The sequence below is a fragment of the Roseateles sp. genome (assembly GCF_044373315.1).
Lineage (GTDB): Bacteria > Pseudomonadota > Gammaproteobacteria > Burkholderiales > Burkholderiaceae_C > JACDQM01.
The window spans coordinates 1-9,009 of the sequence record NZ_JBILQK010000119.1 but is presented as its reverse complement, the minus strand read 5'-3'; the positions used below and the strand labels follow the sequence as shown (position 1 = coordinate 9,009).

General features: G+C 65.6%; 10 protein-coding genes and 2 pseudogenes. 7 read left to right on the top strand and 5 right to left on the bottom strand.

Annotated elements, in window-relative coordinates; translation table 11 throughout:
- Window positions 1-605, bottom strand: a pseudogene (locus tag ACIQ67_RS17995) (hypothetical protein); the annotation flags it as partial.
- Between the two features lie 140 nt (window positions 606-745).
- Here ACIQ67_RS17995 and ACIQ67_RS17990 point away from each other — a divergent pair.
- Complete coding sequence (locus ACIQ67_RS17990; RefSeq protein ID WP_397535752.1) at window positions 746-1,819, top strand: alkene reductase; 1,074 nt, start codon at window positions 746-748, stop codon at window positions 1,817-1,819.
- 12 nt (window positions 1,820-1,831) lie between these two features.
- On the opposite strand, the gene ACIQ67_RS17985 is transcribed toward ACIQ67_RS17990, so the two are convergent.
- Complete coding sequence (locus ACIQ67_RS17985) at window positions 1,832-2,404, bottom strand: MOSC domain-containing protein (RefSeq protein ID WP_397535751.1); 573 nt, start codon at window positions 2,402-2,404, stop codon at window positions 1,832-1,834.
- A 295-nt stretch (window positions 2,405-2,699) separates the two neighbouring features.
- Between ACIQ67_RS17985 and ACIQ67_RS17980 the strand changes: the two genes are divergently transcribed.
- On the top strand, window positions 2,700-4,580 hold the full coding sequence (locus tag ACIQ67_RS17980) for a phosphoenolpyruvate carboxykinase (GTP) (RefSeq protein ID WP_397535750.1): 1,881 nt from the start codon (window positions 2,700-2,702) through the stop codon (window positions 4,578-4,580).
- A 103-nt stretch (window positions 4,581-4,683) separates the two neighbouring features.
- Here the strand turns inward: ACIQ67_RS17980 and ACIQ67_RS17975 are convergent, their stop codons facing one another.
- The gene (locus ACIQ67_RS17975; protein WP_397535749.1) at window positions 4,684-4,923 is read right to left on the bottom strand and encodes a hypothetical protein; all 240 of its coding nucleotides are present in this window, start codon (window positions 4,921-4,923) and stop codon (window positions 4,684-4,686) included.
- Window positions 4,924-5,058: 135 nt separating this feature from the next.
- Here ACIQ67_RS17975 and ACIQ67_RS17970 point away from each other — a divergent pair, with 135 nt between their 5' ends.
- The 4 genes from ACIQ67_RS17970 (at window position 5,059) to ACIQ67_RS17955 (ending at window position 8,088) form a co-directional block, all read left to right on the top strand.
- A complete protein-coding gene (locus ACIQ67_RS17970; RefSeq protein WP_397535748.1) occupies window positions 5,059-6,021 on the top strand; it encodes a LysR family transcriptional regulator in 963 nt (320 codons plus the stop codon).
- A complete protein-coding gene (locus ACIQ67_RS17965) occupies window positions 6,018-6,779 on the top strand; it encodes a UPF0149 family protein (protein ID WP_397535747.1) in 762 nt (253 codons plus the stop codon). Before ACIQ67_RS17970 ends, ACIQ67_RS17965 begins: the two co-directional genes overlap by 4 nt.
- A gap of 33 nt (window positions 6,780-6,812) precedes the next feature.
- Complete coding sequence (locus ACIQ67_RS17960) at window positions 6,813-7,592, top strand: metallophosphoesterase (RefSeq protein ID WP_397535746.1); 780 nt, start codon at window positions 6,813-6,815, stop codon at window positions 7,590-7,592.
- A 73-nt stretch (window positions 7,593-7,665) separates the two neighbouring features.
- The gene (locus tag ACIQ67_RS17955; RefSeq protein ID WP_397535745.1) at window positions 7,666-8,088 is read left to right on the top strand and encodes a universal stress protein; all 423 of its coding nucleotides are present in this window, start codon (window positions 7,666-7,668) and stop codon (window positions 8,086-8,088) included.
- Between the two features lie 68 nt (window positions 8,089-8,156).
- Here ACIQ67_RS17955 and ACIQ67_RS17950 read toward each other — a convergent pair whose 3' ends face one another.
- Complete coding sequence (locus ACIQ67_RS17950) at window positions 8,157-8,381, bottom strand: hypothetical protein (protein WP_397535744.1); 225 nt, start codon at window positions 8,379-8,381, stop codon at window positions 8,157-8,159.
- A gap of 225 nt (window positions 8,382-8,606) precedes the next feature.
- On the opposite strand from ACIQ67_RS17950, the gene ACIQ67_RS17945 reads away from it, so the two are divergent.
- Window positions 8,607-8,786, top strand: a complete 180-nt coding sequence (locus tag ACIQ67_RS17945) for a hypothetical protein (RefSeq protein WP_397535743.1) — start codon at window positions 8,607-8,609, stop codon at window positions 8,784-8,786.
- Between the two features lie 14 nt (window positions 8,787-8,800).
- Here ACIQ67_RS17945 and ACIQ67_RS17940 read toward each other — a convergent pair.
- Window positions 8,801-9,009: pseudogene (locus ACIQ67_RS17940) on the bottom strand (ArgP/LysG family DNA-binding transcriptional regulator); the annotation flags it as partial.

Below are 9,009 nucleotides of genomic sequence, written 5' to 3'. Positions count from 1 at the left end.
TAGCTGCCCTGCACCACCAGCTTGCCGATGGTGCCTGCATACAGCAGGTGCGCCGGTTTGCCTGGCGGGCGCTGGCCATCGAAGAACTCGCAGCTCTCAACTTCCAGCTCGACGTCGGCGAAGTTGCTGGTCAGCAAGCCGATCTCGCAGCGGCTGAAGCTGCAGTCCCTCACCTTCAGCGTGCCGGTCTCCAGCCGAATGCCGGCACCGTTCGTGTCAGGCACCTGGGCCCCGATGAAGTCAAACCCTTCGATGCTGATGCCGCGGCCGGCAGTCACGAAGATGCCCTTGCCCTGGGCATGCGCGCCGTTGGCAATCAGCCGGACCCGGCCGCCGACGGCCTTGAGGCTGAGTCCATCCTGGCGCCACACCGCCACATCGCCGACATAGTCGCCCGCCATCACCTCGATCACCATGCCCGGGCGTGCCTGGGCCGCCGCGCTGGCCAGGCTGCGCACCGCTTCCGACGGACCGACGCGCATCACTGCAGCCTGGGCCTGGGCCTGGGCTTGGGCCTGCGCCGCCCCCGCCACACCACCCAGTGCAGCGGCGCCGGCCATGCCCAGCATCAGCTGGCGACGTGCAAGCTGGGGCTTCGTGGTCAAGATTGGCGCATCGTCCGGCATGGCAGGTCCGCTTGAAGTGTCGGCGCAGTCTATCGAACGAAGCCAAGGTGACAGCGCCGACCGCCTGTCTCTTTGTATGCTGGCACCTGCATCCCTGCCAGCAAGCCTTCCGCTCCGCCATGCCCTCGCTCTTCGATCCCATCCAGCTCGGTGAGCTCTCGCTCGCCAACCGCATCGTCATGGCGCCGCTGACGCGCAGCCGCTCCAAGGGCCTGCTTCCCGGCGACATGGCGGTGGAGTACTACCGCCAGCGCGCCAGCGCCGGCCTGATCATCAGCGAAGGTGCCCAGGTCTGCGCCGAGGGCCAGGGCTATCTGGACACGCCGGGCATTCACACGCCCGAGCAGGTGCGCGCCTGGAAGCGCGTGACCGACGCGGTGCATGCCGAGGGAGGCAAGATCGCCGTGCAGCTCTGGCATGTGGGCCGCATCTCGCACACGGTGTTCCAGCCCGAGGGCCGCGCGCCGGTCTCTGCCACCGCCCGCAGCGCGCGAGGCAAGACCTTCACGCAGGAGGGCTTCGTGCCGGTGTCGGCGCCGCGCGCGCTGCAGACGGCCGAGATCCCCGCCGTGGTGGGCGCCTTCGCCCATGCCTCGCGCTGCGCGATGGAAGCCGGCTTCGACGCCGTCGAGGTGCACGGTGCCAACGGCTATCTGCTGGACCAGTTCCACCGCGACAGCATCAATGACCGGACCGATGCCTACGGTGGCCCCATCGCCAACCGCTGCCGCTTCACGGTGGAGTTGATGACGGCCATCGTGCAGGCCATCGGCGCGGGCCGCAGCGGCATCCGCATCAGCCCGGTCACGCCGGTCAATGACGCTGGGCAAGACAGCGATGCGCAGGCCCTGTTCAACCACCTGGCCGAGCAGCTGGCACCGCTGAAGCTGGCCTTTGTGCATGTGATCGAGGGCCAGACCGGCGGGCCGCGCGATATCGCGCCCTTTGACTACGCCGCACTGCGCAGCCGGCTGAACAGCGCCTACCTGGCCAACAACGGTTACACGCGAGAAACAGCGCTGGCCGCCGTGGCCGAGGGTCGCTCCGACCTGGTCTCCTTCGGGCGCGACTTCATCGCCAACCCGGACTTGGTGCGCCGCCTGCGCCTGAACGCCGCGCTGCAGCCCATCGACCGCGCCACGCTCTACGGCGGCGAGGCCAAGGGCTACATCGATTACCCGGCACTGGCCTGAGGCACGGTCGGCTCAGGCACGCCGCGCCTTGGCGCGGAACAGCTCGGTGATGCCCACCTCACGCGGCCCCGGCAGCAGCTCGAAGGCTTCGCCGGGCCGCAGGCTGCCGGGCTGGCGCACCGCCAGGTAGAAACCGCACCAGCCGTTTTGCATCATCAGCTTGGCGGCCTGGTTGAAGCCCATCACCGCATTGAACTTGAAGCAGGGAAAGCGCGGCTCGCTGACCACCAGCTCGCAATCGGCAAAGCGCAAGATGTCGCCCACCCAGACCTGGCTCTCCAGCAGGCCGGCCAGTGTCAGGTTTTCGCCCAGACTGCCGGGTGGTAAGGCAGCGCCCCAGTCCGCCGCCTTGGCCTGCGCCCGCACGGTCTGCCAGAAGGGGTAATGCTCGCTCGGGTAGGCGTACACCGCCTTGCTCAGGCCGCCGTGCACGGTGAGATCGGCCTGCTCGTCGCCCTCAAGACCGAGCGCCTGCACCGCAACCGCGTTCTCACGGGGCTGCTTGCGGATGCCGCTGCGGACGGAGCGGCCTTCATCGACCAGCAGTTCGTTGAGCTGGGCGGTGTTGATATGGAGCACTTTCATGGACGGTGCATCTGGCAGCCTGGGCCGACATTGTCGCCCCCCACAGAAAGCCGATCCCTGTGCATAAGTTCATGAGTGTTTTGCATACCCCCCTGGCCTGAGGCAGTTACAGCGCGATTACATTGGCGTGACAATGCCAGTCCCGCTCCATCGAGCAGGTGGCCCAGACCGCGCCCCATCCATCGGCCGGAACTGCCTTCAGAGGCATCTCACCGCGACAAACGGTATTGGGTCAGGCCCGGAACCCGCTCCGAGCCTGACCCAATTCCGCTTTTGTAAATTGATTGGGAACGCCATGAACCAACCTGTGATGGAAGGCCTGCGCTTGAACGTGCCGGCCTATGTGAAGCACCAGCGTCTGATCGCCTGGGTGGCCGAGATCGCCGCGCTGACCGAAGCGCGCGATGTCTACTGGTGCGACGGCAGCCAGGCCGAGTACGACCGCCTGTGCGAACAGCTCGTCGCCGCCGGCACCTTCAAGCGCCTAAACCCCGTCAAGCGCCCCAACAGCTTCCTGGCCTGCTCCGACCCCAGCGATGTGGCGCGCGTGGAAGACCGCACCTACATCTGCTCGGCCAAGAAGGAAGATGCCGGCCCGACCAACAACTGGATGGCCCCGGCCGAGATGCGCGCGCTGCTGCAGACCGGTCAGAAGGACGGAACGCCGCCCCTGTTCAAGGGCAGCATGAAGGGCCGCACGCTGTATGTGGTGCCCTTCAGCATGGGCCCGATCGGCTCGCCGATCGCCCACATCGGCGTCGAGCTGTCCGACAGCCCCTATGTGGCCGTCAACATGCGCATCATGACCCGCATGGGCCGCGCCGTGCTCGACGTGCTGGGCGCCGATGGCACCTTCGTGCCCTGCGTGCACACCGTGGGCGCACCGCTGGAAGCCGGCCAGGCCGACGTCAAGTGGCCCTGCAACAAGACCAAGTACATCGTCCACTACCCCGAGACCCGCGAGATCTGGTCCTACGGTTCGGGCTACGGCGGCAACGCGCTGCTGGGCAAGAAGTGCTTCGCGCTGCGCATCGCCTCCACCATGGGCCGCGACCAGGGCTGGCTGGCCGAGCACATGCTGATCCTGGGCCTGACCTCGCCCGAGGGCAAGAAGTACCACTTCGCCGCAGCCTTCCCCAGCGCCTGCGGCAAGACCAACTTCTCTATGCTGATCCCGCCCAAGGCTTTCGACGGCTGGAAGGTGACCACCATTGGCGACGACATCGCCTGGATCAAGCCGCATGCCGACGGCCGCCTCTATGCGATCAACCCGGAAGCCGGCTATTTCGGCGTCGCCCCGGGCACCAACACGCTGACCAACTACAACTGCATGGCCAGCCTGCACAGCAATGTGATCTTCACCAACGTTGCGCTGACCGATGACGGCGATGTGTGGTGGGAGTCGATGTCCGACACCCCGCCGGCTCACCTGATCGACTGGCAGGGCAATGACTGGACGCCCGAGATCGCCAAGCAGACCGGCGCCAAGGCCGCCCACCCGAATGCCCGCTTCACTGTCTCGGCGGTGAACAACCCCGCCCTGGATGCTGACTGGGACAACCCGGCCGGCGTGCCGATCGACGCCTTCATCTTCGGCGGCCGTCGCTCGACGACCGTGCCGCTGGTGACCGAGGCGCGCGATTGGGTGGAAGGCGTCTACATGGCTGCCACCATGGGCTCCGAGACCACCGCTGCGGCCGCCGGCCAGCAGGGCGTGGTGCGCCGCGACCCCTTCGCCATGCTGCCCTTCATGGGCTACAACATGGCCGACTACTTCCAGCACTGGCTGGACCTAGGCAAGAAGCTGGCCGATTCCGGCGCCACGTTGCCCAAGATTTATTGCGTCAACTGGTTCCGCAAGGGCGCCGATGGCAAGTTCGTCTGGCCCGGCTACGGCGAGAACATGCGCGTGCTGAAGTGGATGCTGGACCGCATCGAGAACAAGGGCCACGGCGAAGAGCATGCGTTCGGCGTCACGCCGACCTATGCGGACATCAACTGGAGCGGCCTGGACTTCTCGCAGGAGCAGTTCAATACCGCCACCGCGATCGACAAGGCCGCCTGGGCTACCGAACTGGGCCTGCACAAGGAGCTGTTCCAGCAACTGGCCTACCACCTGCCGGCCGATCTGCCGGCAACCATGAGCAAGATTGAGCAGCGTCTGGCTGCCGAGTAAGCACTAACAACTCCACACTTCGCGAATTAAAAAGCCCGCTTTCGAGCGGGCTTCTTTTTTTGTTGCGGCCGGCGCTTTAAGCGGCCGGCGCCGTGCGCAGCGTTCAGTCGCGGCGCGCGTTGGCGGCGCGCAGTTCGGCAGCAAACGAGGGCATGCTTTGCTCATAGGTCTCAGCCAGTGCCAGCAGTTCGCGCTCGGCACGACGCTCGCTGGCGGCAGCCAGATTGGCCTTGACGCGAGCGATCAGGTGCAGCCAGATGCGGGCGCCGATCGAGGTGAAGGAACCGCCGTGGCGGATGCGACGCTGCAGGGGCAGACCGAAGGTGTGGGAAGCGATGCTCATGGCGGGTGAAATCCTGTGTTTGAACTCTTTTGGAGTCGATGGGGCGAAGTATGGGGTAAACCCCAGTGTTGCCGCAAATGAAATCTTTGAATCAGAGATATAAACAGATCGCATGAATCAGCCTCGGACATCGCGATGAACTTCCGCAACCTGGACCTGAATCTCTTGAAAGTGTTCGACGCCGTGATGGCCGAGCGCAGCCTCACGCGTGCGGCCAGCCGGCTTGCCATGACGCAGCCTGCGGTCAGCCATGCACTGAAGCGCCTGCGCGAGGCCACCGGCGAGGAACTGTTCGTGCGCCAAGCCTTCGGCATGAAGCCGACGCTGCGCGCCGAGAGCCTGTGGCCCGAGGTGCGCAACGCGCTGGACCGGCTGCGCGCTGCGCTCGACCCCGGTGTCTATGAACCTACGCGCGAGGAGTTCACTTTCCGGATCGCGATGGCCGACGCTACGGCCGCTCTGATCCTGCCGCCGCTGGTCGCCCGTCTCGAAAGCGAAGGCGCGCTGGCCAATATCCATGTGCTGCCGCTGACCACCCGCGACCCGCGCGCCATGCTGGAGCAAGGCGAAGCCGATCTGGCGCTGGGCTATTTTCCGGGCGCGGTGGCCGCGCTGAAGTCGCAAGGCGATATGGCGCTGATGCGCCAGCACCGGCTGTATGAGAGCGACTACGTCTGCATCATGCGGCGCGGCCACCCGCTGGCGAGCAGCACATTTGATCTGGACACCTACTGTGCCGCGCGCCACCTGCTGGTCAGTTTTTCAGGGCGCCCGCATGGCTTCGTCGACGAGGCGCTGGCCTCGATGGGGCGCAGTCGGCGCATCGTGCTGACCGTCAATCAGTTCTTCACCGCCGGCCGCATCGTGGCGCAGTCGGACTTGCTGACGGTCTTGCCGGTTTCGTTCATCGAGGCCACCGGCTACGAGCCGCAGTTGGCGCAGAGACCACTGCCCATGCCCCTGGGCCGCGTGCATGTGGACATGCTCTGGCACCTGCGCAACGACGACCGCAGTGCCCAGCGCTGGCTGCGCGCCCGCTTGGTCGACGCGGCCAGGCAGGCCAATCTGGGCGCGAACGAGGCGACAATCGCGGCATGACTACCGCTGCCGACCTGACCGACGCCGAGTTCGCTGAACTCGACGAATTGCTTGCCACCACGCCCGAGCCGCTGGAGGCGCTGGACGCGTCGATGCTGGACGGCTATCTGTGCGGCGTGATCGTGCAGCCCCGGCTGATCGACATCGAGGAATGGCTGCCGAACATCTTCGACTACGACGGCGGCGTGCTGCCCGAGAGCACCGACCCGAAGTGGCTGGAGCGCATCCGTGAACTGGTGGAACGCCGCCATGCCGCACTGAATCGCGCGCTGGTCGAGGATGGCTGGTTCGACCCGGTCGTGCTGGATCTGGACGCCGAGCCTGCGGAAGCAGAAGAAGGCGTTGCAAGCGATGCCGAGCCCGCTGAAGATGCAGGCTACGCCGCGCTGAACCCGATCTCGCGCAGCCTGATGCCCTGGGTGGCGGGCTTCCAGCATGCCTGCCTGTGCTTCCCCGAGCTCAGCGAGATGCCGGACGATGCCGTGATGGCAGCACTGGCGCGTCTGTATCGCCACCTGCCGGCCGAGACGCCGGAGGAAATCGAGATCGTCAGCACACTGGACCGCGAGCATCCGCTCAAAGAGCTGGACGATGCGATCGAGGAAATGGTCGTCACGGTGGCCGATCTCTGCGACCTGACCGAGGCGCATCGCTACAAGGTCGACACGCTGCGCCGCGAAGGCCCCAAGGTTGGCCGCAACGACCCCTGCCCCTGCGGCTCGGGGCGCAAGTACAAGCAGTGCCATGGCGCGAATTGAGCGCTCAGCTGAACGACGCTTGAGCGCGCGCTGATGCGGCTGCAACTGCTGTCGGATCTCCACCTCGAGACCGAAGTCTACGAGGCGCGACCGGCGCCGCTGGCCGAGGCGCTGGTGCTGGCCGGCGATGTGGACAGCCACTGGCGGGGCCTGGAGCAGTTCCGCGACTGGCCGGTGCCCGTGCTCTTCGTGCCTGGCAATCACGAGTTCGATGGCCGCGACATCGACCAGGCGCGCGGCGAGTTGCATCAGTACGCCCGAGATCTGGGCTTCATCATGCTCGACGATGCCGAGCACATCCTCAGCGATGCCCAAGGACGCCGCGTGCGCTTCGTCGGCAGCACGCGCTGGAGCGACTTCGATCTCTTCGGTGCGAGTCAACGCGAGCGCGCCATGCGTGCCGCCGGCTACTTTCAACGGGTGATGGGCGCCAGCCGTCATGGCCAGCCCTTTGACGCGGCGGCCGTGCGAGAACTGGGGCTGCAGTGCCGCGATTGGCTTGAACATGCGCTGGCCAAGGGCGAGCAGGGGCCGGCGTGGGATGCCACCGTCGTGGTGACGCATTTCGGGCCGAGCATCCGCAGCGCCGACCCTCGCTACGGCGGCCAGCCGGGCACGGCCAGTTTCTGCAACAACGACGAGGCCCTGATGCCGGGCGCCCGGCTGTGGCTGCATGGGCATCTGCATTGCCGCCACGAGTATCAGCTGCAGGGCTGCCGTGTGCTCTGCAATGCGCGCGGGCATGCCCGAAAGGGCGAGGCCGATGCGCATGATGGTCTGCGAGTGATCGAGGTCTTCGACGCCGCACTTTGACACCCGTCAAGAGCTGCGTTTGCCGCTGTGTGACACTCGCGCAAGACAACAAACCACGCGAAGGAGCGAGACCATGAAGATTCTTGTGCCTGTTGACGGCAGCCCCTACACCAAGCGCATGCTGGCTTACTTGGCAGCCCACGATGAATGGCTGGGTGGCCTGCACGAGTACACCGTGTTGCACGCAGTGCCCGCCGTGCCGCCACGCGCCGCCGCCGTGCTCGACAAGGATGTGCTGAAGGGCTACTACGACGACGAGGCCGAAAAGGTGCTGAAGACCTTGCGCACCTTCTTCGGCAAGCAGAAGATCGCCGCCGAGTTCGTCGCCAAGGTCGGGCCTGCTGCCGACACCATTGCCGGCGTGCTGAAGAAGGGCAAGTACGACCTGGTCATCATGGGCTCGCACGGCCACAGCTCACTGGGCAATTTGGTCTTGGGCTCGGTGGCGACCAAGCTTATGGCCCAGAGCAATACGCCAGTGCTGCTGGTGCGCTGAAGCCGGCAATCTCCAGCAAAAAAAAAGGGCGCCTAGGCGCCCTTTTTGCGTTGTGGCCTGCAATGAACTCAGCTGCTGCGGCGGCTCAGCCACGCAAGCGGTGACTCCAGCGATTCACGTGCCGCAAGCTGAGTCGATTCAAGCACATAGGAGTCCGCCTGGCTAGGTCGGAATTCGCCGCCCTCTTGCAGACAGGCCTCCATGCCGAAAGCCGTTCCCAGGTCGGCCGGATCCGGCTCGACCACGGCTGCCGGACTCTTGCGGAAGAAGCGCAGGGCTGGAGCGAATCGCATGGCGGACCTCGTCTCTTGAAGAAGATTTGACGCGACTGATGGTTGCGTTCAAGTGTGCGCTTCGAGCGTGCAAGTTGAATCCCCAAAGTGGGTGTGAATGCCCCCATAGTTGGAAAAATCTCACGCTGCAGCCGTTGACACACTTGCTCACAGCATGAGCGCAAGGCTTGGTGCTTACTTGAGCAGTCACACCATGCCGAAAGGCATCGCTTCCTCGATCCCAGCATGAACTGCAACCATCTGACCTGGCTTGCACGCGGCATCATCGTCGCGCTGGTGTTGGCGGCACTCTGGCTCGCCCAGGCCACATCGAACAGACAGGAGCAGCGCCCACCAGCGCTGCACGCAGGGCACGCGCTCCAGGCTGCCGCCACGCCAGCCTCAGGCAACTCGCTGCATGAGTGAAACGCGCGGCTTGTTCAGACCGGGGCCGCCAGCGCGTGCCGGGCTCCTTGCGCCAACGCCTGGCCGATGCGGTCCAGCAAAGCGACCCGGCCTGGGGCTGGCGCGTGCTCGGACTGCAGCTTCCATTGATGCCAATAGAGGCTCACGTCGACGCTGATGTCCGGGCGAATGCACAGCAACTCTCCCGACTCGATCAACGGCCGCAACTGCAATTCGGGCGCCA

Bases quoted from the DNA above. Each gene is read 5' to 3' on its own strand.
- ACIQ67_RS17990 (WP_397535752.1), top strand. From the start codon at position 746: ATGCCCTCGCTCTTCGATCCCATCCAGCTCGGTGAGCTCTCGCTCGCC.
- ACIQ67_RS17985 (WP_397535751.1), bottom strand. From the start codon at position 2,404: ATGAAAGTGCTCCATATCAACACCGCCCAGCTCAACGAACTGCTGGTC.
- ACIQ67_RS17980 (WP_397535750.1), top strand. From the start codon at position 2,700: ATGAACCAACCTGTGATGGAAGGCCTGCGCTTGAACGTGCCGGCCTAT.
- ACIQ67_RS17975 (WP_397535749.1), bottom strand. From the start codon at position 4,923: ATGAGCATCGCTTCCCACACCTTCGGTCTGCCCCTGCAGCGTCGCATC.
- ACIQ67_RS17970 (WP_397535748.1), top strand. From the start codon at position 5,059: ATGAACTTCCGCAACCTGGACCTGAATCTCTTGAAAGTGTTCGACGCC.
- ACIQ67_RS17965 (WP_397535747.1), top strand. From the start codon at position 6,018: ATGACTACCGCTGCCGACCTGACCGACGCCGAGTTCGCTGAACTCGAC.
- ACIQ67_RS17960 (WP_397535746.1), top strand. From the start codon at position 6,813: ATGCGGCTGCAACTGCTGTCGGATCTCCACCTCGAGACCGAAGTCTAC.
- ACIQ67_RS17955 (WP_397535745.1), top strand. From the start codon at position 7,666: ATGAAGATTCTTGTGCCTGTTGACGGCAGCCCCTACACCAAGCGCATG.
- ACIQ67_RS17950 (WP_397535744.1), bottom strand. From the start codon at position 8,381: ATGCGATTCGCTCCAGCCCTGCGCTTCTTCCGCAAGAGTCCGGCAGCC.
- ACIQ67_RS17945 (WP_397535743.1), top strand. From the start codon at position 8,607: ATGAACTGCAACCATCTGACCTGGCTTGCACGCGGCATCATCGTCGCG.